The sequence below is a fragment of the Massilia agri genome, from assembly GCF_024753255.1.
In the GTDB taxonomy this organism is placed as follows: Bacteria; Pseudomonadota; Gammaproteobacteria; order Burkholderiales; family Burkholderiaceae_D; genus Telluria; species Telluria agri.
Map to the genome: position 1 here is coordinate 56,070 of NZ_JANUHA010000020.1, position 20,232 is coordinate 76,301.

18 protein-coding genes are annotated in these 20,232 nt (G+C 69.8%); 9 read left to right on the forward strand and 9 right to left on the reverse strand.

Annotation, left to right across the window (positions count from 1 at the left end; translation table 11 throughout):
- Positions 1–58: 58 nt before the first annotated feature.
- Positions 59–268: a hypothetical protein gene (locus NX780_RS21615; protein WP_258829948.1), complete on the reverse strand. Its 210-nt coding sequence runs from the start codon at positions 266–268 to the stop codon at positions 59–61.
- A 192-nt stretch (positions 269–460) separates the two neighbouring features.
- On the opposite strand from NX780_RS21615, the gene NX780_RS21620 reads away from it, so the two are divergent.
- The 3 genes from NX780_RS21620 to NX780_RS21630 all read left to right on the forward strand — a co-directional run bounded on the left by NX780_RS21620 (position 461) and on the right by NX780_RS21630 (position 2,896).
- Positions 461–640, forward strand: coding sequence for a DUF3606 domain-containing protein (locus NX780_RS21620; RefSeq protein WP_258829949.1), 180 nt, complete (start codon positions 461–463; stop codon positions 638–640).
- A 205-nt stretch (positions 641–845) separates the two neighbouring features.
- Positions 846–2,045, forward strand: a complete 1,200-nt coding sequence (locus NX780_RS21625) for a mechanosensitive ion channel family protein (protein ID WP_258829950.1) — start codon at positions 846–848, stop codon at positions 2,043–2,045.
- 11 nt (positions 2,046–2,056) lie between these two features.
- Entirely contained in the window at positions 2,057–2,896 is an 840-nt protein-coding gene (locus tag NX780_RS21630) for a glucose 1-dehydrogenase (protein ID WP_258829951.1), read from the forward strand.
- Between the two features lie 6 nt (positions 2,897–2,902).
- Here the strand turns inward: NX780_RS21630 and NX780_RS21635 are convergent, their stop codons facing one another.
- Positions 2,903–3,619, reverse strand: a complete 717-nt coding sequence (locus NX780_RS21635; RefSeq protein ID WP_258829952.1) for a hypothetical protein — start codon at positions 3,617–3,619, stop codon at positions 2,903–2,905.
- Positions 3,620–3,716: 97 nt separating this feature from the next.
- Entirely contained in the window at positions 3,717–5,024 is a 1,308-nt protein-coding gene (locus tag NX780_RS21640; RefSeq protein WP_258829953.1) for a S8 family serine peptidase, read from the reverse strand.
- A gap of 83 nt (positions 5,025–5,107) precedes the next feature.
- Here NX780_RS21640 and NX780_RS21645 point away from each other — a divergent pair, with 83 nt between their 5' ends.
- From NX780_RS21645 to NX780_RS21660, 4 genes are all read left to right on the forward strand, one after another.
- Positions 5,108–5,599, forward strand: a complete 492-nt coding sequence (locus NX780_RS21645; RefSeq protein ID WP_258829954.1) for an RNA polymerase sigma factor — start codon at positions 5,108–5,110, stop codon at positions 5,597–5,599.
- Positions 5,596–6,333 carry an anti-sigma factor family protein gene (locus NX780_RS21650; protein ID WP_258829955.1) on the forward strand — a complete coding sequence of 246 codons (738 nt, stop codon included), beginning with the start codon at positions 5,596–5,598 and terminating at the stop codon, positions 6,331–6,333. Before NX780_RS21645 ends, NX780_RS21650 begins: the two co-directional genes overlap by 4 nt.
- A 94-nt stretch (positions 6,334–6,427) precedes the next feature.
- Positions 6,428–8,272: a sensor histidine kinase gene (locus NX780_RS21655; RefSeq protein WP_258829956.1), complete on the forward strand. Its 1,845-nt coding sequence runs from the start codon at positions 6,428–6,430 to the stop codon at positions 8,270–8,272.
- Positions 8,273–8,345: 73 nt separating this feature from the next.
- A complete protein-coding gene (locus NX780_RS21660) occupies positions 8,346–8,891 on the forward strand; it encodes a M23 family metallopeptidase (RefSeq protein ID WP_258829957.1) in 546 nt (181 codons plus the stop codon).
- Here NX780_RS21660 and NX780_RS21665 read toward each other — a convergent pair.
- Both NX780_RS21665 and NX780_RS21670 read right to left on the reverse strand, forming a co-directional pair.
- On the reverse strand, positions 8,884–11,367 hold the full coding sequence (locus NX780_RS21665) for a penicillin-binding protein 1A (protein ID WP_258829958.1): 2,484 nt from the start codon (positions 11,365–11,367) through the stop codon (positions 8,884–8,886). The two genes, NX780_RS21660 and NX780_RS21665, sit on opposite strands and share 8 nt — an antisense overlap.
- A gap of 80 nt (positions 11,368–11,447) precedes the next feature.
- A complete protein-coding gene (locus tag NX780_RS21670; protein ID WP_258829959.1) occupies positions 11,448–14,258 on the reverse strand; it encodes a bifunctional diguanylate cyclase/phosphodiesterase in 2,811 nt (936 codons plus the stop codon).
- A 151-nt stretch (positions 14,259–14,409) separates the two neighbouring features.
- Here NX780_RS21670 and NX780_RS21675 point away from each other — a divergent pair, with 151 nt between their 5' ends.
- Complete coding sequence (locus tag NX780_RS21675; protein WP_258829960.1) at positions 14,410–14,910, forward strand: MarR family winged helix-turn-helix transcriptional regulator; 501 nt, start codon at positions 14,410–14,412, stop codon at positions 14,908–14,910.
- Between the two features lie 156 nt (positions 14,911–15,066).
- Here NX780_RS21675 and NX780_RS21680 read toward each other — a convergent pair whose 3' ends face one another.
- From NX780_RS21680 to NX780_RS21695, 4 genes are all read right to left on the reverse strand, one after another.
- Positions 15,067–16,272, reverse strand: a complete 1,206-nt coding sequence (locus NX780_RS21680) for a YbdK family carboxylate-amine ligase (protein ID WP_258829961.1) — start codon at positions 16,270–16,272, stop codon at positions 15,067–15,069.
- Positions 16,269–17,513 (reverse strand): cation:proton antiporter domain-containing protein, encoded by a 1,245-nt coding sequence (locus tag NX780_RS21685; RefSeq protein WP_258829962.1) that lies wholly within the window; start codon positions 17,511–17,513, stop codon positions 16,269–16,271. The genes NX780_RS21680 and NX780_RS21685 overlap by 4 nt, the downstream gene beginning before the upstream one ends.
- Positions 17,506–18,561 carry a hypothetical protein gene (locus tag NX780_RS21690; RefSeq protein WP_258829963.1) on the reverse strand — a complete coding sequence of 352 codons (1,056 nt, stop codon included), beginning with the start codon at positions 18,559–18,561 and terminating at the stop codon, positions 17,506–17,508. Before NX780_RS21690 ends, NX780_RS21685 begins: the two co-directional genes overlap by 8 nt.
- A gap of 289 nt (positions 18,562–18,850) precedes the next feature.
- Entirely contained in the window at positions 18,851–19,285 is a 435-nt protein-coding gene (locus NX780_RS21695) for an acetyltransferase (protein ID WP_258829964.1), read from the reverse strand.
- Positions 19,286–19,380: 95 nt separating this feature from the next.
- Here NX780_RS21695 and NX780_RS21700 point away from each other — a divergent pair, with 95 nt between their 5' ends.
- Complete coding sequence (locus NX780_RS21700; protein ID WP_258829965.1) at positions 19,381–20,142, forward strand: ZIP family metal transporter; 762 nt, start codon at positions 19,381–19,383, stop codon at positions 20,140–20,142.
- Positions 20,143–20,232 lie beyond the last annotated feature (90 nt).

Here is a 20,232-nt window from a genome sequence, read left to right on the forward strand (position 1 = left end):
CCGATATGGCAAGGTTACCTCAAAACCCCATGGAGGAGCCAGCAGGGATTGCGCGCCCTCAGTGCGCGTGGCCGCCTCCTTCGGCGCAATGCGCCGGATCACGGCGGCAGAACGCGTCCTGGGCCGCCAGCGCCTGGCGCCGCGCCTCCAGCTGCCGCGGCGTACGTGCGGGGGCCAGGATCTCGTCCACCGTGATCACCCGGCCGTTCTTGACCACGAACTGCACGGCCGCCGCCGCCCGGATGTCGGCCAGCGGATCGCCACGCACGGCGACGAGGTCGGCCAGCTTGCCCTGCTCGACCGTGCCGAGGCCACCGCCGGCGCACGGGCAAGCGCCGAACGGCGGAGGTCTTCATGGTTGGGCTCCCGGATGGAAATGATGCCGCAAGGTGAAGTGTCTAACGGACTACGCCCCGGCCCGCTGGCATAGTCAGGTCAAACCCGCTACAAGGAGGCCATCATGTCCGACAATCTGCAAAACCGTGGCGCGCAGGACCGTGCCCGCATCAATATGAGCGAAGACTGGGAAGTGCGTCACTGGACCGAAGCGCTGGGCGTGAGCAAGGAAGAGCTCGAGCGCGCCGTCAAGCAGGTCGGTTCGAGCGCCGACGCCGTGCGCGAGCACCTGAAGCGCCATTGAGCGCGGGGACAAGCACCCTACCCTGACGGCGCGCGGCCGTCCCGCCATTCTCACGCCGCCTGGTGTCATGCGACGCCGAGCGGCGCCGGGCGCCGCCGTGTCCGGCGTTGCCCCTTTTCCTGCGCCGCAAGCCGCGACTCGCCTGCCTCGCCCTTCCAGTCCGGCTGGCGCGGCCGGCGCCGGTCTTCCCGCAAAGGAACCCGGTTTGAACTTTCACATCGTCGACTTTTTCCGTTCCCTAAACATCACGCTGGCGAACGCGCTGTTCGCGCTCGGCGCCGCCGTCGTCAGCTACATCCTGATGCACGGGGCCCTGATCCTGCTGCGCAAGCGCCTCGGCGCCCTGAGCAACGACCGGCAGCACGGCACCGTGGCACAGGTGCTCAGCAAGACCCTGGCACACACCGGCGCCCTGGCCATCGTCGCCACCGCCATCCTCATCGGCCTGTCGGTGCTCGACCTGCCCGAACCCTGGAACACGCGCCTGGGCCACCTGTGGTTCTTCACGCTCGGCATCCAGATCGCCATGTTCCTGCACCGCGCCGTGAAGATCGGCTCGCGCCGCTACTTCCTGGCGCACAGCCACGGCGCCGGGGACCAGCAGGTCACGGTCGCGCACACCGTCGTGATCTGGCTGCTGCAGACCACCGTCTGGGTGGTGTTCGTGCTGGCCATGCTGTCGAATCTCGGCATCAACGTGACCACCTTTGTCGCCAGCCTCGGGATCGGCGGCGTCGCCATCGCGCTGGCGGTGCAGAACATCCTGGGCGACCTGTTCGCCTCGATGTCGATCGCCGTGGACAAGCCATTCGAGGTCGGCGACTACATCTCGGCCAAGGACTATGCCGGCACCGTCGAGCACGTGGGCCTGAAAACCACCCGCCTGCGCGCCCTGGGCGGCGAGCAGATCGTGGTCGCCAACGCCGAGCTGCTGCGCACCACGGTCTACAACTTCCGCCGCATGACGACGCGCCGCATCGTGTTCGCGCTGCGCGCCAGCCCCTCGACGCCACCGCAGCTGGCCGCGAAGGTGCCGGCGATGCTGGGCGAGATCGTCAAGCGCCGCGACAAGGCGCGCTTCGACCGCGCCCACCTGAAGACGGTCGACCAGAACTGGATCGAGTACGAGATTGTCTACACCATGCTCGATCCGAACTACGATCTCTACATGGATACCCAGCAGGCCATCAACCTGGAGGCGATGCGGATGTTCGCCGACCTGGGCATTTCGATGGCGCCGCGGCCGCAGCACGTGCTGCTGCAGGAGGCGCCGGATACGCGGGCCGACGTCCGCGGTGAAGAAACGGCGGCCGCCAACGAGTACGTGGACGGCGCATCCGACACGGCGGGCACCGGGGACACCAGGGACACCAGGGACGCCGGCCCCCGCCTCCTCAAACATTGAAGGGATAGCAGATGAACCAGCCAGCACAGCAGCAGACTCCCCCCGGCACCGAAGCCCAGCTCACCCCGCAGGCCGACCACGGCGAATCGAGCTACGTCGGCTCCGGCAAGCTCAAGGACATGGCCGCCGTCATCACCGGCGCCGACAGCGGCATCGGCCGGGCCGTCGCCCTGACCTACGCGCGCGAAGGAGCCGACGTCCTGATCGCCTACCTGAACGAACACGAGGATGCCGAGGAAACCCGGCGCCTGGTCGAGGAAGCGGGCCGCAAGGCGGTCCTGATGCCGGGCGAGCTGGCCGACCCGGCGCACTGCCGCGCCATCGTCGACCGCGCCGTCCAGGAATTCGGCCGCATCGACGTGCTGGTGAACAACGCGGCATTCCAGATGAGCCGCGATTCGCTCGAGGAGATTCCCGACGAGGAGTGGGACTATACCTTCCAGGTGAACATCACAGCCATGTTCCACATCTGCAAGGCCGCGGTGAAGCACATGCGGCCGGGGTCTTCGATCATCAACACCACCTCGATCAACTCGGACAAGCCCAAGCCCACCCTGCTCGCCTACGCGACGACCAAGGGCGCGATCGCGAACTTCACGGCGGGCCTGGCGCAGCTGCTGGCCGACAAGGGCATCCGGGTCAACTCGGTGGCGCCGGGTCCGATCTGGACACCCCTGATTCCCTCCACCATGCCGCCCGAGGAAGTGGCGAGCTTTGGCCAGCAGGTGCCGATGAAGCGCGCGGGCCAGCCGGCCGAGGTCGCGCCCGTCTACGTGATGCTGGCATCGAGCCAGGCCAGCTACATCTCGGGCGCCCGGATCGCCGTGACGGGCGGCACGCCGATTCTCTAGTGCGCCTCAGCGCGCCTGCGCAGCGCCGGATGCGCGGGCGTCGGCGCTTGCGGACATGCCGAGGCTGAGGGAGCTTGACGCGCCGCCATGTGCTTGGCCGCTGCCATGCGCCTCGCCGCCGCCCTGCACTTGCTTGTCGGCCGTGATGGACGGCCGTGCCGCGCCCTCGGCGGCGCCACGCGTTTCGTCGGCAAGGCCGCCTGCCCGGCTCGCCGTCAGTGCGGCAGCGCCGCGGCCCGAGGCGGCAGCATTTCCGCCTGCCTGGCGGGCCCGGCCCGCCATATCCGACATGCGCTCGCCCGCAGCCGCGGCTTCGCCACGCGCCTCGCCGATGATCGAGCCGGAACCCTGCAGCGCGCCCTCGATGCCGAGGCCAGCCTGCCCTTCCGCACGGGCGGAACCGGCAGGCTGGCTTTGTGGCGCCAGGTCGCCTGCGGCGGCACGGGCGCGCCGTGCGCCGCCCCTTGCTTCGCCCGCCGCGCCGCCGGCCGCGTCGATTGCACGGCGGCCGCCATCGGCATCGAGACGGCCCGTGTGCCGCAGGCTGCCCATCGCGTCCATCGACCCGAGGCGGCCGGCATTGCCGGCGCCGCCGATCATGCCGCCCACCGATCCGCCGAGGCCGCCGCGCATGCCGCCTCCCAGCAGCTGGGCATGGGCGGTCGCTGCGGCGCCGAGCGAGAGAGCGAGGACGAGATGTTGAACGAGTTTCTTGGCTTGCATGGTGGTTCTCCTTGGTGTGGGCGCGGTCCATTCCGTCGCCGATACAAGGAAAACGTTCGCTCAGCCGTCTTTATTCCATGCTTCGAAAAATTTTTTCTCATCGCATGGTCGCGGGATCGATGCGCACGGCGGCGCCGATGGTTCCGTAACCAATCGCCTCATCGCGCCCCGCGTTCGCTCCCGCCTCGCGGGCCAGGCTGGCCAGCGCGCTGCGTGCAAGGTCTGGATCGGGATGCGGCAGGCGGGGCGCCAGCAGGGCCGCCACGATCGGCGCGGCAAACGATGTGCCACGCACCTGGCGGTAAGGAGGCGCCCCGGGCGCGGCGCTCACCATCTGGCTGCCCGGCGCCGCGAACATCACCTGGGGGCCGCGGGCCGCCTCCGGCAGCGGGCGGCCGCGCCGGTCCACGCCCGTCACGCCCACCACCCCGGGGTAACTCGCGGGATACAAGGCAGGCGCGGCCGGTCCGTCGTTACCCACCGCCGCCACCAGCAGGTGCCCGCGCGCCTGCATCGCCGCCACCGCCCGCGCCAGCGCGGCATTACCCGGGCCGACCAGGCTGATGTTGATCACCCCCACCCGCTCGCGCGCCAGCCAGGCCAGGGCCGCAGCGATCCGCTCGACCGAGCCGCCCACCGGGCTGTCGCAATAGACGTCGGCCGCATACAGGCCGGCGCCCGGGGCCGCGCCCCGGAAGGCGGCGGACTGGCCGACCATCAGGGCGGCGACGGCCGTGCCGTGCGGGGCCGGGTGCGTCCGGCCCTCGCAGCCCCAGAGCCGCAAGGCAGCGTCTGCGAACACCTCGTGGCGACGGTCCACGCCGCTGTCGATCAGGCCGACGCGCAAACCCTCCGCCGGCGCCGCCGCGCGGTCGCGCGGCGCGGCGAGCGGGCCAGGCGCCGCAAGCCCGGCGCCCAGATAGACATGGTTGAAATCGTAGCTCCCTTCCGGATCGGCGCGCCGCAAGGCTGCCAGAAGGGCGGCAGTGGCGGCGCCGGCAGGTGCGCGCAGCACCACCAGGCGCTGGTCCAGTTCGGGATAGGCCTCTTCGCGCGCCACGGCCAGCCCGGCGTCGCGCGCGGCGCGCAGTCCCTGCTCCGACGGATTCCACGCCAGGATCTCCCCGCGCACAGCAGGGTTGCCGAACGGGTCGGCATCGATCAGCTGCGGGTGCCGCCGCAGCAGCGTGTCGACCTGGTCGAGACGCAGGCGCCCGAGCTCCGGCAAGGGGCTGCGGTCGAGCAGGCGCTCCACCGGCGCCCGCAGCGTGTCGAGCCCTGTTCTGCCGAGGCCGCCAGGGAGATTCAAGGAAGGCAGGCCGAGCTGGGCTGAGGCGGGCGCGACGGGCGCCGCCAGCAGCAGGGCCCAGGCGCCAAGTTTGAATAGCGTTGCAGCAAGTTTCATGCGCTGATCATATATGATTGTGGTCAATACAGATAAAACGACGGAGCGCGGGAAGAAAATCCCCCGGCCAATCGTTTTCCTCAATGAAGACCATGCTAGCGAACGAGATTGCCACCCTGCTGCCGCGCATGCGGCGTTTCGCCCGCGCGATCACCTACCATCGCGAGGATGCCGACGACCTGGTCCAGGTCGCGATGGAACGCGCCCTGGACAAGAGTGAACAATGGATTCGCGGGACACGGCTGGACAGCTGGATGTTCCGCATCATGAAGAATGCCTGGATCGACGAGGTGCGCAGCCGGACACGCCGCGACAGCCTCTTCGTCCCGGAAGAAGCGGGCGAACATGTCGGCGACGATTCCGCCCAGGCCCAGCAGCAGCGCATGGCGATCCAGCAGGCGGTCGGCCGGCTGAGCGAGGAACATCGGCTGGTCGTCGGCCTGGTGCTGGTCGACGGCATGGCCTACAAGGAGGCGGCCGAGGTGCTCGAGATCCCGATCGGCACCCTGACGAGCCGTCTGGCGCGGGCGCGCGAAGCATTGCAGCAACTGTTATCCGAGAAGGCAAGCACATGAGCAAGACATTCGATGACGAGATCCTGATGGCCTACGCCGACGGCGAACTGGCGCCCGCCGAGCGCGCCGCCGTCGAGGAAGCGATGCGCAGCGACCCCGAGGTGGCGGCCGCCGTCGCACGGCACCAGAACCTGCGGGGCGATGTCTTCGGCGCGTTCGCCGGCATCCTGGCCGAGCCGGTCCCCGAGCGGCTGCGGCCGGCGCCCGTGGCCGAAGTCGTGCAGCTGGACGCGCACCGGGCGGCCCGCGCCAGCGCGCCGACGCCGCGACGCTGGTCCTGGCCGCAATGGGGCGCGATGGCGGCGTCCCTGGCGGTGGGCGTGCTCGTCGGCCTGCTCGGCGGCAGGGGCGAGCTGGCCGTGGAGCGCGATGCGGGCGGCGCGCTGCTCGCCGGCGCAAGCCTGGAGCGCGCCCTGGACCGCCAGCTGGCGGGATCGGCGGCCGGCGAGGAGGTGCAAGTCGGCATGAGCTTCCTGTCCAACAGTGGCAGTTATTGCCGCACCTTCAGCCTTGGCGGCTCCGCGGGACTGGCCTGCCGCGAGGATGGCGCCTGGCGGATTCCGGTGCTGGCGCAGGCCGAGCGGCAGGACACGGCCTACCGGCAGGCTGGCGCCGCCCTGCCCGCCGCGGTGCTGGAGGCGGTCGACGCCCGCATCGCCGGCGCGACGCTCGACGGCGCGGCGGAACGCAAGGCGCGCGACAGCGGCTGGAAAACGGGTGCCGCGGCACGGTAAAACAGTTCCTGAAAGACAATGGTTCTGTTAAGCTGCGACACCTGAACGTCACATTGTCCACTACCTGACCCGCCGCTCCCGGAAGCGCCGCCCCATGAAAACCCGCACCTACCTGTTCCTGATGGCCGCCGCCATCCTGATCCCCGTCGTCCTGGCGTTCTGGATCGGGGTGTCGATGCTGCTGGACTGGGAACGCGAGTCGCGCATCCGGCGGGTGCAGGAAACGGCGCGCGCCACCGCCCTGGTGGTCGACCGCGAGATCGCGGTGGCCGAGGTGCTGCTGCGCACCATCGCGAATTCCGAAAGCCTGGCCGACCAGAATTATCCGCGGGTGTACCGTCTGGCCAAACGCCTGAACGGCGAGGCCGGCATGACCTGGACGACGCTGGTCGACGACGAGACCCGCCCGATCTTCAACACCCTCATGCCCTTCGGGACTACCCTGGCCGGCACCAGCCGTCCCTATGCGGCCGATGTGCTGCGCAGCGGCCGCACCCGTGTGTCAGGTTATTTTCTGGGCCCGACTTCGGGCCGCTCGGTGGTCTCGGTCGACGTGCCCTCCCCGCCCGACCAGGGCAAGCGCTATGTCGTGAGCCAGATCTTCGACGCCCGCTATTTCGAGCGGGTGTTCGCCGCCAGCGCGCTGGAGCCGACCTGGCTGGTCGGCATCTTCGATGCCAATGGGGTGACCATCGCGCGCAACAAGGGCGGCGCGCACAGCGCCGGTAAACCCATGCATCCGGAGATGCGCGCGGCTGCCTCGGCGGTCGGCAGCGGGGTCCTGCGCCACACCACCCACGAGGGCGTCGAGGTCTACGGCATCTATACCCGCTCCGCCGTCTCGGGCTGGACCATCGTGATCGGCGTCCCGGTGGCGGAGATCGAATCGGCGGCGCGCACCGCCGCCCTGTACGCGACCATGGCCCTGATCGTGCTGATGGGCCTCGCCATCTTCGTGGCCGTCTTCCTCGGCAACAAGCTGTCCGCCGCCCTCCAGCAGGCCGGCAGCGTCGCCAATTCCCTGGCGCGCGGGGCCGTGGCCCGGCCGCGCCCGACCCGGGTGGACGAGGTCGACGCCCTGCTCGACGGCTTGCACTTCACCAGCCAGGCCTTGAGCCGCGAGAGCGCCGCGCGCCAGGCACTGCAGCACGAGCGCGAGCAGCTGCTGCTGAGCGAACAGCGGGCGCGCCGCGTCGCCGAGGCCCAGAGCCGCGCCAAGGACGGCTTCCTGGCCATGCTCGGGCACGAGCTGCGCAATCCGCTGGCGGCGATCTCGGGTGCGATGAGCGTGCTGGAAATGCAGAATCTCAAGCCCGAGCTGGCCGCGAATGCGCGCGACATCAGCCGCCGGCAAATGCGCCACCTGACCCGCATCGTCGACGACCTGCTCGACGTCCAGCGCATCCTCTCGGGCAAGATCGTGCTGCAGCAGGCGCCGGTCGACCTGGGCGAGGTGCTGCGCGCCTGCGTCGAAGCGAAGCGGCTGGTCGACAACGGCTGCCACCACTGGAACGTGGACCTGGCGCCGGCCTGGGTCGAGGGCGACCGCACCCGCCTCGAGCAGGTGGTCGACAACCTGCTGCACAACGCCATCAAGTACACCCCCGCGGGCGGCAGCATCGCGGTACGCTGTCATGTGGAAGGCACGATGGTGCTGGTCGAGGTGCGCGACACGGGCGTGGGCATCGCGCCCGAGCTGCTGCCGGTGATCTTCGACGTGCTGGTGCAGGGACCGACCAGCATCGACCGTGCCCAGGGCGGACTCGGCCTGGGGCTGGCCCTGGTCAAGGAACTCACCGCCCTGCACGGCGGCAAGGTGTCGGTGCACAGCGACGGCCACGGCAAGGGCTGCACCTTCACGGTCGGCTTCCCCTTGCGCGCCGGCGGCGCGCCGCAGGCCCCGGCCGCCGCCCAGCGTCCCACGCTCGACCCGGCCTGAATTCGCCACGGGCGCTTCCAATCCGGCGCCCCGCCCATACCTGTGCGGTATCTCTCCTGAACGGAACGCCGCCATGCGAACTTTCCTGCGCAGCCTGCTCATCGCCGTCCTCCTGGTCGCCGCCTGGGGCCTGCTCGGTCCCTGGCTCAGGCATGCCGTATATGCGATGCGCCTGGCGGCGATGCCCGCGCCCTCCAGCCTGGCGATGCCGGTGAGCGGGGTGAGGCCGAAGGGCCTGCGCGATACCTGGCACGCGGCGCGCGGCGAGGGCCGCAGGCACGAAGGCATTGACATCTTCGCCAGGCGCGGCACCGCGGTGCTGTCGAGCACCGAGGGCATCGTGCTGCAGGTCGGAACCAACCGGCTGGGCGGCCTGGTCGTCTGGGTGCTGGGCCCGGGCGGCCAGCGGCACTACTACGCCCACCTGGACCGCTACTCGGACGTGGCGCCCGGCATGCGCATCGAGCAAGGCCGGGTCCTGGGCTATGTCGGCAACACCGGCAACGCGGCGGGCACGCCGCCCCACCTGCACTACGGCGTGTATGGCGTGGGTGGGCCGGTAAACCCCTATCCGCTGCTGCGCGCCGACCTGCCGCCGGGCGTCACCGCGGCTAGATGATCGGGTCTTCGCCCTGCGGCGGCGGCTCGACCGGCGCCGGCTCGGGCAGCGGCGCCGGCTGGATCGGCTGGACCGGCTGCGCCGGCGGTGCGGGCTGGATGTCCAGGGCCGGATCCGGGTCCGGCACCTCCATCTCGTCCTCCGGCGCCTGGCCTTCCATATCGAGTTCGCCCGGCAGTTCCTCGATCTCCTCTTCCGGCTCCTCGATCCGGCGCGGGGCCGGCGGACGACCGCCCGGCAGCAGCGCGTTCGGATCGAGCTTGCCGGACTCCAGCGCGGTGCGCATGAAGTCTCCCACCAGCAGCAGGGCATTGTGGCCGCCCTGCCCCCAGTAGCTCGAACGCATCGTCACGCGGTTGTCGTTGAAACCGACCCAGGCCCCCGCCACCAGCTGCGGATGCATCAGGATGAACCAGCCGTCGGTATTGTTCTGGGTGGTGCCGGTCTTGCCGGCCACGTCGCCGTAGACGCCGAAGCGGTAGCGCACGCCGCCGCCGGTGCCGCGGTTGACGACGCCGCGCAGCATGTCGATCAGGGCGATCGACGCGTCCTGGGTCAGCGCGCGCTCGGGGGCGCCGGGCGCGAAGTCGGCGATGACCTTGCCTTCGCGGTCGGTGATGCGGCGCACGAACACCGGTTTGCGGTACTCGCCGAGGGCGGCGATGGTGCTGTAGGTGCTGACCATCTCCAGCAGGGTCACGGGACTGGTGCCCAGGGCCAGCGAAGGCACGGATTCGAGTTTGCTCTCGCGGATGCCCATGGCCTGGGCCAGCCGCACGATGGGGCTCAGGCCCACTTCCTGCATCACCTGGGCGGTGATCGTGTTCTTCGAGAGCACCAGGCCGTCGCGCATGGTCATCATGGCGCCCGTGTTGCCCGACATATCGGTCGGGCGCCAGGCCTTGCCGCGCCCGTCTCCGATGCGGATGTCCTGGACCGCGTCGCGGTAGGTCCGGTCCGGCGGAATCCCGCGCTCGAGCGCGGCGGCGTAGACGATGGGCTTGAAGGTCGAACCGGGCTGGCGCGCCGCCTGCGCCACGTGGTCGAACTGGTCGCGCTCGAAACTGCGGCTGCCGATCCAGGCGCGCACTTCGCCCGTCGTCGGGTCCATCGCCACGAAGCCCGCTTCCAGGCGCGACTTGGCTTCCTTCAGCTCCGCCATGAAGCCGCGGTCGCGCTTCAGGCGCTTGAGCGCATCCTCGGGCGCCTCGCCATCCTCGACGGCGCGGCGATAGCTCGCGGATTCGCGCACGAAGGCGTCCAGCTCACGCCCGTGCGAGCTCCAGTAATAGGCGAAGGGATCGACGTCGCCGCGCATGGACGTGTACATGCCGGTCGACGTCGAGCGCGGCATGCTTGGCCAGGCCCATTCGACGTCGGCGATCGCCTGCAGGGTATTGGCCTGGCGTTCGACGGCGCGCCGCGCGGCGTCCTGCAGTTCCAGGTCGAGCGTGGTGTGCACGACCAGGCCGTCGAGGGCGAGGTCGTAGTCGTTCTCCTCGGCCCACTCGAGCAGCCACTTGCGCACATGGGCCGTGAAGTGGTCGTCCTTGCCGCTGCGGTCGTTCAGGCGCGCGAAGCGCGTCCGCAGCGGACGCTTCGCGAGGGCTTCGTATCGCGCCTGGCTGAAGGCGCCGTGCTTGGCCATCTGGCCGAGCACCACGTTGCGGCGCGCCTTGGCGCGTTCCGGGCTGGTCACCGGATTGTAGTAGTGGGTGCCCTTGAGCATGCCGACCAGGGTGCTTGACTCCAGCACGTCGAGCTTCAGGGCCGGCTTGCCGAAGTAAGTCCGCGCGGCCATCTCGATGCCGTAGGCGTTGTACAGGAAGGGCACCGTGTTCAGGTAGGCTTCGAGGATCTCGGTCTTGCTGTAGGTGTTCTCGATCTTGATCGCGGTGATCAGTTCCTTCATCTTGCGGTTGATGCTGCGCGCGCGGCCGATCTCCTCGGGGAACATATTGCGGGCCAGCTGCTGGGTGATGGTCGAGCCGCCCTGGGCGTCGCCCCTGGCGGTGGCGACCAGGGCGCCGGCGACGCGCCGGAAGTCGACGCCGTGGTGGTCGTAGAAGCGGTGGTCCTCGGTCGAGATCAGGGCCTTGATCACGTGCGGCGAGATCTGCGACAGCTTGACGCGTTCCTGCAGGCCCTTTTCGAAGGTGCCGAGTTCCTTGCCGTCGGCGGACAGGATCACGCTCGGGCGCGCGGTGCGGGCCTGGTGCAGGTCGCTGATCCCGGGCGTGAGCGGAATCAGGGCCACCAGGTAGATGAAGAAGGCCATCAGGCCGGCCGCCAGCAGCCACAGGCCGACCAGCAGGGTCTGTTCCAGGCGCGAGCGCCCGCTCAGGCGGGCGAAAGCCCTGGCGCCGGCCAGGGAAAAGACGGCGCGGGCCTGCTTTCCGGCGCTGCCGAGGATGCGCCGGGCGCCGGCGCCGTGCTGCTCTTCGTTCGGGTCGTGCGGGTTGGTCTTCTGATCCACTCTGGAAAGTCCTTGCTGCTGTTTGTCTTGCGTATGTGATCAGTATAGCCGACCGTCCCCGCCCGCACGGCGGGACGGGCTCAGGCGTGCATCGGCACGGGTTCCACGCGGCTCTGGCGCAGCAGCGGCTCGACCGCCTCCCTCGGCTCTGGCCGGGCGAAGAGATATCCCTGCACCTCGTCGCAGCCGCAGTCGCGCAGGTAGTCGAGCTGTTCGAGGGTCTCGACGCCTTCGGCGATGACGTGCATGCGCAGGCTGTGCGCCAGCGAGATGATGGCGTCGACCATGGCCGCGCCGTCGCGGCTGCCGACGATGTCGCGGACAAAGGAACGGTCGATCTTCAGCACGTCGACCGGAAAGCGCTTCAGGTAGGCCAGGCTCGAATACCCGGTCCCGAAATCGTCGATCGACAGCTTGACGCCCATGGCCTTCAGGCAGCACATGGTCTCGATCGCGGATTCGACGTCGGCCATCATCATGCTCTCGGTCAGCTCGATCTCGAGCGACTCCGGCGCAAGACCGGTGTCTTCCAGCACCTGGCGCACGGTCTGGACCAGGTCGGGCTCGGAGAACTGGCGCGCCGACAGGTTGACGGCGATGCGCAGCTGGCCCAGGCCGGAGCGCTGCCATTGGCGGTTCTGCACGCAGGCCGAGCGCAGCGCCCAGGCGCCGATCGGCACGATCAGTCCGGTTTCTTCGGCCAGGGCGATGAAGCGGTCAGGCCGCACCGTGCCGAAGTGCGGATGGCGCCAGCGGATCAGGGCCTCGGTGCCCACTACCCGCCCGCTCTGCAGGTCGACCTGGGGCTGGAAGTGGAGCTCGAACTGTTCCTCGCGCAGGGCCCCGCGCAGGGCGCCTTCGAGTGCCAGGCGGTCGGTGGCGTGGGCGTTCATGTGGGGCGCGTAGAACTGCACGGCGTTGCGCCCGGTCTCCTTGGCGCGGTACATGGCCACCTCGGCGTGCTTGACGAGCGTCTCCGGGTCCTCCCCGTCGACCGGGTAGCCGGCCACGCCGGCACTGGAGCCGAAGGCCAGCACGTGCCCGTCGATCTTCAAGGGTTCGGCAATGGCTTCGCGTACGCCCTGCACCAGCGTGGCCGCCTGACCCTCGTCCTGGCAGCCGCACAGCACCAGCATGAAGTCGTCGCCGCCGGTCCGCGCCGCCGTATCGGCCTGGCGGATGGCGCCGGCGATGCGGGTCGCGATGGTCCGCAGGGCCTCGTCGCCGAGGCCGCGCCCGAGGGTGTCGTTGATCAGCTTGAAATGGTCGATGTCGAGCGCGACTGTCCAGACCGGCGTTCCGTTCGCCACCGCGATGGCGCGTTCGATCCGGTCCGCCAGCAGCGCGCGGTTGGCCAGCCCGGTCAGGCTGTCGTACTTGGCCCGGTGCGCGAGTTCCGCCTCGTAGCGCTTGGCCACCGTGACGTCGTAGGTGGTGACCACGAAGTGGGTGGTGTGGCCGACCTCGTCGTTGACCGGGGCGATATAGACCTCGCTCACCAGCTCCCGTCCGTCGCGCGTGGCCTGGCGCACCAGGGCATGCCCCTTGCGCCGTTCCTGCAGGGCCTGGCGCAGCTCCGCCAGGCCGGCTTCGTCGTCGGGCGAACGCGCCAGCTCCGCGATCGGCAGGCCGAGCAGTTCGCCGGGGCCATGGCCGAGGATGCGTTCGCAGGCCGGGTTGGCGTATTCGATCGGATAACCGTGCCGGGTCGCGCTGATCAGGAGGATGGGGTTGGCGGCCGACTCGATGGCGCGCCGGTACAGGCGCAGCTCGCCGGCCGTCATGGCCAGATCGGCGGTCCGGCGGTCGACCAGGGACTCGATGCGGCGGGTGCGCACGCTGCGCAGGTGCACCAGCCAGCCGGCGGCGGCGCTGAGCAGGATCCCCGAGGCCAGGATGGACAGCGAGCCGGTCTGGCTGTCAAGCCGGCGCGCCAGGCGCACCGTGGCGAACTCCCAGCGCGCGCCGGCCACCTCGAAGCCGTGCGTGATGGTGTCCGGCCCACCGCCCAGCAGGCGCTCCAGCCGCGTGACCGGCTCCGGGCGTCCATCGTGGTGGAACACCGGCACCCTTTCCCCATCCCGGGTACGTCCGTAGAGAGTCAGCGCATAGTCGCCCATCGCCAGCAGGCGCGTCGCGCCGAGGCTGCCGCCGACCAGCAGCGCCGCGTCGATGACCACAGTCGTGCTGCCGAGCGCCGCCGCGCGCCTTGCCGCCGGGCTGGACAGGTCGGCGCCGCTACGGTAGACCGGCATCGACACCAGGAGGCCGCGCAGGGCGCCGTCGCCCTGCACCAGGCGCAGCACCGGGCTGGCGGTAGGCTGGCCGCTGTCGATGGCGCGCTGCATAAAGTGACGCTGATCCGGATTCGACCAGGCGTCGTAGCCATAGATCCGGGCATTGCTGGCGATCGGCACCACGTAGTCGTTGACGAGGTAGCGCGGCCGGCGCGCGGCCCGCACCAGTCCGGCGGGGCCGCCCTCGCGGATGGCGAAGCCCGGCCAGTCGCGTGCGCGCTCCGCTTCGAAGGCGGCGCGCTCGCCGTCGTCGACGAAGCGCTGGAACTCGAGCGCGCGCAGGTAGCCGTTGCGCGCCGCCAGCGGCTGGGCAAAGGCGTCGAAGGTCTCGCGCGAGACCGCGCCGCGGCTGGCCGTGAACAGCAGGTTGAGTGCACGCAGGTCGGTCACGGCGTCGGTGAACGCGCGCGAGACGGCCGCGGTGCGCACGGCGGCGCGCTGCTCGAAGTCGGCGCGCGCCCGGTCCGCCTCCAGCTGTCGCGCCACGCCAAACAGGACAGCAGTCAGCGCAAGCCCGGCCAGGAAGGTTGCCACGGCGGCGCGCGACACCATGTGCCGGCGCCGCAAGAGCGGATATGCCAGCAGCCGATTCATGCGAGCCATGCTAGCAAAACTCGCCTGGCGCCGCGCCACGTTTCGGCTGCGCAAAGGATGGGCCCGCTTACTGCACCGCGCCGGTGCGTCCAGGGCAGGTCAGCCGCGGTTCGGGGCAGGCGGAAAGGCGGATTTCGGCTATGATGCGCGCATGCCCGATATCCTTCCCGAAAACCAGCCCGCCGGCGCCGACAGCACCGCGCCGATGCGCGTGCTGCGCCAGTTCCGCGTTGTCTTCAACGCCGTCAAAACCCATTTCCGCCAGGTTGAGCGCGAAGCCGGCCTGGGCGGCGCGCAGCTCTGGGCGCTGTCCGTGATCGAACGCCAGCCCGGCATCGGCGCCACTGGCCTGGCGCGCGAGCTCGACATCCACCAGTCGACCGCCAGCAACCTGGTGCGCGCCCTGGTCGAGCGCGGCTTCGTCACCGCCAGTCGCGAGGGCGCCGACCGCCGCGCCGTCGCCCTGCGGGTCCAGCCCGAGGGCGCGGCCGTGCTGCGCAGCGCGCCCATGCCCTTCGCCGGCGTGCTGCCGGATGCCCTGGCCAGCCTCGACGAAGCCACCCTGCTGCGGCTCGAACAGGACCTCGGCCGTCTCATCGCCGAACTGGCGGCCGATGACGAAGCGGGCAAGGTGCCGCTGGCCCAGCTTTAGGAACCTATCCCGGCAGGGAGGAGGAAGCCAGCGGCGATGCATGGCAGGCAGGAGCAAGGCGCGAGGAGGCCGCATGGCTGGCCATGCAACGACGAACAACGCAGCGCCTGCCTGCCAGGCGCGCCGAAAGCGACTCATTCCCTACCGGGATAGGTTCTAACTCCTTCCGAGCCCCTCGCCGGCCTCGAACACCTCGCTCGCCATGCGGGCCAGGTCGTTCATTCCGCCGCCGGCGGCCAGGTGGCGCTTCAAGAGCCCGGCCTGGCCGCCCTCCCTCATCAGGTCTTCGATGACCATCCGCGCCTGGGCGAAGTCCGGATCAAGCGAGCGGCTGGCCAGCCGTTCCAGGTCGGCGCGGATCACCTCGGCCACCGGCAGCGAGACGCCGGTCTCGGGATCGATCCAGCTTCCGTCGACCCCGTCGCGCGCCGCGTTGAAGCGGTTCCAGGTGTACAGCTCGCGGCTGCCGTTGGACGGCCAGCGGCCCGGCTGGCTGGCGAATTCGAGGCAGAGCTCGCGCGCGTAGCAGGCCAGCGCGGCCGCATACACGGGCTTCAGGGGCGTATCGAGCACGCGCAGCTCGATGGTGCCGTACTCCGGCTTGGGCCGCACGTCCCAATAGAAATCCTTGATGCTGTTGACGATGCCGAAGCCCGCCAGGCGGTCGAAATAGTCGCGGAAGTCCTGCCAGCTGCGCAGCTCGGCCGGCTGGATGCCGCTCATCGGGAAGGCCCCGACCACATTGCTGCGCGAGCTGCAAAAGCCCGAGACCTCGCCCTGCCAGCATGGCGAATTGCTCGACAGCGCAATGAACAGCGGCGCGCGCTGGGTCAGCCAGGCGCACAGGCGCACCGCCTCGTCGGCGCTGCCGGCGCCGATGTGCACGTGCATGCCGAACACCGTGAACAGCTTGGCCAGGTAGCCGTACTTGCGCTCGGACTCGAAGTAGCGTTCCTTCGGATAGATGCGCTGCTCGTTCCAGCGCTGGAAAGGATGGGCGCCGCCTCCCGAGATCGCCGCGCCGACTTCGAAGGCCGCGCGCTGCACCGTGGAGCGGATGTGCTCGAGCTGCTCGCGCGCCTCGCCGAAGGATTGCAGGATCGAGGTCGCCACTTCCAGCATCGAGGTCGTGATCTCGGGCGTGTGCACCCAGGGCTTGTCGTGCTTGTCGAGCACGCGCAGGATGTCGGGCGCGGCCGGGAACAGGTCGTAGGTCAGCCGGTCCAGCACCATCAGTTCCAGCTCGATGCCCATGGTGCCCACGGTCGACGTCTTGAACTCCGGCAGGAAGGCCGGGCCCTTGCCGCTCACCGCCTGCGCCTGGGCGGCGGCAGCGGCGTCCATCTTGAGGGGTTCGTTCATGCGGCCTCCTTGGTCTTTTCCAGCGGCGCCGTGTCGAGGCTGCCGGATTGGTAGGTTTCGCCCGCCAGGCGCAGGCCGAGCCAGGTCAGGCCGGGCGCCAGCAGCACGTTCAGGGCCAGCAGCGCCCCCATCAGTTCGGTGGATGCGGGATCGAGGCCAGTGTAGGCGTTCAGGGTGTTGTCGACCACCAGGCCGCCATAGCTCACGAGGGAGCACATCGACAGGGCCATCGCGTGCTTCTTGCGGCGGTCCCAGGCGCTGGCCGGGATGAGCGCCACGCGGGTGACGGCGATGCGCACCGCGAATACCAGCAGCGCCGCGCCCAGGGTCCAGCCCTTGGCCAGTTCGCCCAGGTCGACCAGGGCGGCCGACATCAGGAACAGCAGCACGTAGCCGATGTCCTGGGCCGTCTGCAGCTGGGCCTGGAAGACGTTGTCGCGTTTTTCCGCGTTGCGCAGCAGGACGCCCATGAGCAGCAGCGACAGCAGCGCACTCGCTGCCGACACCGAGCACAGCCCCAGGTCGATCAGCAGCGCGGCCAGCAGCATGCCCGGACGCATGCGCGCCGGCACCCTGCACAGGCGGGTCGCCGCCGCGTACAGGCCATAGGACAGCAGGGCGATCGCGGCGCCCAGGACGAGCTTGCCGCCCTGGCGCATCAGTTCGCCCGCGAAGTCGCCGCTGGCGTCGATGCCGTGGCTGCGGGTCCAGGCCATCGTCACGGCCAGCACCAGCAGCGCGACCAGGGAGCTCAGGCCCACCATGTTCGCCGTGGCGAAGGTGCTGGTGCCGCTCGCGTTCTCGTCCGCCACCATCGAGCTGACGATGACCGGGTTCACCGCGATCAGGATCGAGGCGATGAAGATCGCCGCGCCCCATTGCAGGCCCAGCAGGCGCAGCGTGACCGCCACCGCCACCCAGCGCGCCAGCGTGGCCAGCAGCAGGCTGCCGCCCTGGCGGCCGCTTTTCAGCAGCCAGGCCAGGTCCATCTTGCGTCCCACCTCGAACAGCACCAAGGCGGCCGCCGCGTTGAGCAGTTCCTGGAACTGCGTCAGCAGGGCGCGGTCGATCAGGCCGCCGCCGGTGGAGCCGAGCAGCAGGCCGGCCAACACGGCGCCGTAGAGCTTGGGCACCTTGAAACGCTGCAGGGTCAGGCCGATCACGAGGGCCAGCATCAGGCCGCCGCCCAGCACCGCCAGCGGCGAGAGCAGCCACAGCGGGGTATTCAGTTCTTCATTCATGGCGCACCTCCCATGCGTGGGCCAGCGCGGTCAGTTCGCGCTGGATGAGCGCGGCGCGTTCCTTCGCCGGCTCGTCGCTGCGGGCGGCCGGAAGAAGGCTGGAGATCCGCGCCCGCACGATGCCCCCCTCGCCCGGCAGCGTGATCCACAGCTGCCCGTTCAGTACGGCGCCTTCGCGCCACACCGCGGTGAACTTCGATCCGCTGCGCGCCCCCGGGGTCGCCGGTTCCACGAGGGAGAAGGACTGCAGCCAGTCGGCGTTCGGATAGCGGCGCGCGAGCTGGACCTGCATGGCGCTGCGCTGCTCCTGGCGCACGTCGTCGCGCGAATGCGGCAGGTGCAGGCGAGCCTGGCCGATGCCGGCGGTCTGCAGGGCCAGGCAGGCGCCGTCGGAGATCCAGCGCGCGGCGTCCGGCTCGCGCAGGCGCGGCTTGCCGCGCGCGGCGTCTTCCCAGGCGGCCAGCAGCGCAGAAGACGGCGGCGCCTTGGCGTCGGCGGCCGCGGTACGCACGGCCTGCACGACGTCGTTCCAGTGGCCGAGCTGCCATTTGCGGGTGTCGGCTTTTTCGGAGGGCAGCCAACGCCACAGCACGGCCGACCACTGGCCGTCCGCGCGACGCCACAACGCACTGGCCTGCTCCACGCCGCCCTGCTGGGACAGCACGCCCTGCGCGGTCCATGCGCTGCTCCAGGGTGTGATCGGGGCGCGCATGCCGCTGCCCAGGCGGTGCCAGGCCAGGCTGGGGGCCGGCAGGCAGGCATTGCCCGCGTTGGGGACGGTTTCCCAGTACAGCATCTCGACGCGCTGGCTCCAGGCGCAGCGCCGGGTAGTCGGTTCGCCGAGGCCGCCGAGGGCGGGATCGATGGGTCCGGTGCAGCTGGCCGGGTAGGAGCCGCTCAGTTCGGCGAAGTCCGCGAGCGGCGGCGTGGCCGGCTTGCGCGCCGCGGCGGCGTGGGGTGCGGCGGTGATGCTGGCCAGCAGGCCGGCGCACAAGGCGGCAAGCGGCAATCGTCTGACTGGGAATCTGGGGGAAAGCGTGTCGCTCATGGGTCCTCCGGTGGCGCCCAGGCGAAGCGTTGGTCAGCCTCGGCCTGTGCGGTGGGCCGGCAGGCGCGGGTCGCGCCATCCGCGGCAGGCAGGGCCGCGGCACCGAAAAAATCCCCCGGCGTGATGCGGGGGACAAAAAGAAACGGCTTGAACCGCCTCATCGCTGATCGGACACACAATCCTGGCGGACCGGCGTCACCCGCCTATGATGACTGATAAATGTAACGGATGCAAGAAAATTTGTCCGAATGTATTTATGCCTGAAGGAAATTTTCGGTTGAGCGGACGCTCATTCCTGCCGCATGTGCAGCAAGGGATAGGGCCGGCCCGCGTCGTCCTGCGGGCTGCGGCCGGTCTGGCGGAAACCCATGCGCTCGTAAAAGCCGACTGCCTGCGGGTTCTGCTCGTTGACGTCGACCGTCAGCTTCCCTTCCAGCCGGGCGGCGTGCGCGATCATGCTGCGGCCCAGCCCCTGGGCGCGGCGGCGCGGGTCGATGAACAGCGCATCGACGTGGGCGCCGCTCAAGCCCATGAAGCCGGCCGGGCTGCCGTCGACCTCGATGACCCACAGCGGCGCCTGCGGCAGGTACTGGTCGGCGACCAGCGCCTCGATTTCGGTGAAATGCGCTTCGCTGAGGAAGTCGTGGGTGGCGCGCACGCTGGCGCGCCAGATGTCCGCGAGCACTGCGGCGTCCGCTGGCCCGGATGGGCGGATGGTGGGCATCTGGCCTCCGTTACTTGTGAAACCGTCAATTGTGCCGGATTAAAGGTTTGTTGTCGCGCTATGATGCCGCCAATGGGCCATGGGAGGGAGTCTGGATGGATGGCGTGCCATTGTGGCTGCAGGCGGGATTCTGGGGACTGGTCGCCGGCGGCGCCCTGCTGCTGGGCGCCTTCGTCGGCTACCGCCTGAAGGTCCCGCAGCGCCTGATCGCGGCCATCATGGCCTTCGGCAGCGGCGTCCTGATCTCCGCCCTCTCCTTCGAACTGGTGGAGCACGCCTTCCACACCGGCGGATTCGCCTCGACGGCAATCGGTTTCCTGGGCGGCGCCAGCGTCTATACCCTGGCCAACTGGAAGCTGTCGCACCACGGCGCGAAGCACCGCAAGCGTTCCGGCCGCCAGCCGAGCGCCAGGGACAACGGCAACAGCGGCGCCGCGATCGCCATCGGCGCCCTGCTGGACGGTATACCCGAATCGATCGTGATCGGCCTGTCGATGCTCGGCGGCCAGGGCGTCAGCATGGTGGCGGTGGCGGCGATTTTTTTATCGAACATACCGGAGGGCCTGTCGAGCGCCGCCGGCATGAAGCAGGCCGGGCGCTCGCCGCGCTACATCTTCGGCATCTGGGGCGGCATCGTCGTCGCCTCCGGCGTCGCCGCCCTGCTCGGCTTCGCGGCATTCCGCCACTTCCCGCCCGAAGTCGTGGCCGCCACGACGGCCGTCGCGGCCGGCGGCGTGCTGGCAATGCTGGTCGATACGATGATTCCGGAAGCCTTCGAGGAGACCCACGATTTCGCCGGCCTGATCGTCGTGACGGGCTTCCTGGCCGCCTACGCGCTCAGCAAGCTCGGAGGCTAGCCAAAATACGAGCGAAAACCTCGGTGTCAGGTCTGACATTCGGACACGAGCCCATCTGTAAAGTCGAGAACTGCTGAGCTCGTGTCTCAA

What these genes read in the sequence shown, in the direction of transcription:
- NX780_RS21620 (WP_258829949.1), top strand. Translation starts at nt 461, where the DNA reads ATGTCCGACAATCTGCAAAACCGTGGCGCGCAGGACCGTGCCCGCATC.
- NX780_RS21630 (WP_258829951.1), top strand. Translation starts at nt 2,057, where the DNA reads ATGAACCAGCCAGCACAGCAGCAGACTCCCCCCGGCACCGAAGCCCAG.
- NX780_RS21635 (WP_258829952.1), bottom strand. Translation starts at nt 3,619, where the DNA reads ATGCAAGCCAAGAAACTCGTTCAACATCTCGTCCTCGCTCTCTCGCTC.
- NX780_RS21640 (WP_258829953.1), bottom strand. Translation starts at nt 5,024, where the DNA reads ATGAAACTTGCTGCAACGCTATTCAAACTTGGCGCCTGGGCCCTGCTG.
- NX780_RS21645 (WP_258829954.1), top strand. Translation starts at nt 5,108, where the DNA reads ATGAAGACCATGCTAGCGAACGAGATTGCCACCCTGCTGCCGCGCATG.
- NX780_RS21650 (WP_258829955.1), top strand. Translation starts at nt 5,596, where the DNA reads ATGAGCAAGACATTCGATGACGAGATCCTGATGGCCTACGCCGACGGC.
- NX780_RS21655 (WP_258829956.1), top strand. Translation starts at nt 6,428, where the DNA reads ATGAAAACCCGCACCTACCTGTTCCTGATGGCCGCCGCCATCCTGATC.
- NX780_RS21660 (WP_258829957.1), top strand. Translation starts at nt 8,346, where the DNA reads ATGCGAACTTTCCTGCGCAGCCTGCTCATCGCCGTCCTCCTGGTCGCC.
- NX780_RS21670 (WP_258829959.1), bottom strand. Translation starts at nt 14,258, where the DNA reads ATGAATCGGCTGCTGGCATATCCGCTCTTGCGGCGCCGGCACATGGTG.
- NX780_RS21675 (WP_258829960.1), top strand. Translation starts at nt 14,410, where the DNA reads ATGCCCGATATCCTTCCCGAAAACCAGCCCGCCGGCGCCGACAGCACC.
- NX780_RS21680 (WP_258829961.1), bottom strand. Translation starts at nt 16,272, where the DNA reads ATGAACGAACCCCTCAAGATGGACGCCGCTGCCGCCGCCCAGGCGCAG.
- NX780_RS21685 (WP_258829962.1), bottom strand. Translation starts at nt 17,513, where the DNA reads ATGAATGAAGAACTGAATACCCCGCTGTGGCTGCTCTCGCCGCTGGCG.
- NX780_RS21690 (WP_258829963.1), bottom strand. Translation starts at nt 18,561, where the DNA reads ATGAGCGACACGCTTTCCCCCAGATTCCCAGTCAGACGATTGCCGCTT.
- NX780_RS21695 (WP_258829964.1), bottom strand. Translation starts at nt 19,285, where the DNA reads ATGCCCACCATCCGCCCATCCGGGCCAGCGGACGCCGCAGTGCTCGCG.
- NX780_RS21700 (WP_258829965.1), top strand. Translation starts at nt 19,381, where the DNA reads ATGGATGGCGTGCCATTGTGGCTGCAGGCGGGATTCTGGGGACTGGTC.